The organism is Mycobacterium sp. TH-M11 (assembly GCF_057473725.1).
In genome coordinates, this window is record NZ_JBYCLD010000344.1 from 1 (window position 1) to 1,644 (window position 1,644).

Below are 1,644 nucleotides of genomic sequence, written 5' to 3' on the forward strand. Positions count from 1 at the left end.
GTCCCGGCCGGGCAGCATCACGTCGAGCACCACCAAGTCCGGGCGGAACGCCGGCAGCACGTCCTCCAGGCCGCGGCCGTCGACTCGTCCGCCGCTGACGAATCCGGCGTCGGCGAGCGCCGCCACCACGGTCTCGCGGATCGCGTCGGAGTCCTCAACCACCAGCACCCTGGGTGCGCTGTTGTGCACCTTGCCATTGTGACCGTCCGATCGCTGAAGCAGAGCTGAGCAAACGGGGTCCTGGTCCATGTTTTCAGCTGGGTTTCAGCATTGCGTAGCAACGTGGATAGGGCCAGGTGAATCGCCCTGGAAATCCCGGAGGCTCCTGACCTTGGAAACGAGGATGCAGGTATGCCGAAGGAACAGTCGCCAGGTAGGCCCACGACACGCCGTTACGGCCCGGAGGAGAAGGCCGCCGCGGTGCGGATGGTCCGGACGTTGCGGACTGAGCTGGGCACCGAGCAGGGCACGGTGGCGCGGGTGGCGCGTCAGCTCGGTTACGGGGTCGAGTCGGTCCGGTCCTGGGTGCGCCAGGCCGATATCGACGACGGGCATGTACCGGGGGTGTCCACCGCTGAGATTGCGCGGATCAAGGAACTCGAACAGGAGAATCGAGAACTGAAGCGTGCCAACGAGATTCTGAAACGAGCAGCGAGTTTCTTCGGGGCGGAGCTCGACCGCCAACACCGCAAATAGTCGCGTTCATCGACGCGAATCGCGAGGAGTTCGGGGTCGAGCCCATCTGCACCGTCCTGCGTGAAGCAGGCGTGTCGGTGGCCCCGAGCACCTACTACGACACCAAAACCCGCAAGCCGTCGGCGCGGGCCTGCCGCGACGCGGTGCTGGGTCCGGTACTGCGAGCGCTCTGGGAGGACAACTACCGCGTCTACGGGGCACGCAAGCTCTGGAAAACCGCACGCAGGGCCGGCCACGACGTGGGCCGCGATCAGGTCGCCCGCCTGATGCGGGCAGCCGGGATCTGTGGGGCGCGGCGCGGCAAGCGCGTGCGGACCACCAAAGCAGATCCGGCGGCGACGCGGCATCCCGATCTGGTCAAACGGCAGTTCACCGCTACCGCTCCCAACCAGCTCTGGGTGACCGACCTGACGTTCGTGCCGACCTGGGCCGGGGTGGCCTATGTCTGTTTCCTCATCGACGCGTTCAGCCGGATGATCGTCGGGTGGCGGGTCGCCTCCCATATGCGCACCACGATGGTGCTGGATGCGATCGAGATGGCCCGCTGGTCACGCGGAATCCTGTTGCCGTACTTGGTATGTCATTCCGACGCCGGGTCGCAGTTCACTTCTATCCGCTACGGTGAACGGCTCGCCGAGATCGGCGCGACTCCCTCGATCGGCACCGTCGGGGACAGCTTCGACAACGCCCTGGCCGAAACCGTGAACGGCTACTACAAGGCCGAACTGATCTACGGGCCAGCACGTACCGGGCCGTGGAAGACCGTCGAGGACGTCGAGTTGGCCACCCTGAGCTGGGTGCACTGGCACAACACCAGCCGCCTGCACGGCTACCTCAGCGACGTTCCGCCGACCGAGTTCGAAGCGGCGTTCTACGATGCATCACGGAACGACCAGAACCTGGTCGAAATCCAATAGATCGAGCCTCCGGGAGAACCAGGGCGATTCA

2 protein-coding genes and 1 other annotated feature are annotated in these 1,644 nt (G+C 65.5%); of the genes, one reads left to right on the forward strand and one right to left on the reverse strand.

Features of this window, described 5'->3' with window-relative positions:
- Positions 1 to 189: response regulator (locus tag AC2VOG_RS13840; RefSeq protein ID WP_486940461.1), on the reverse strand; the 189-nt coding region annotated here is incomplete at its 3' end.
- 162 nt (positions 190 to 351) lie between these two features.
- Here AC2VOG_RS13840 and AC2VOG_RS13845 point away from each other — a divergent pair.
- Positions 352 to 1,613 (forward strand): IS3 family transposase gene (locus tag AC2VOG_RS13845; protein ID WP_096867509.1). Its coding sequence is split into 2 segments (ribosomal slippage): positions 352 to 655 and positions 655 to 1,613, totalling 1,263 coding nucleotides; the frame shifts between segments, so codons are not numbered across the junction.
- Positions 651 to 782 (forward strand) — a sequence feature (AL1L pseudoknot). (Overlaps the previous gene by 132 nt.)
- Positions 1,614 to 1,644: the final 31 nt, after the last annotated feature.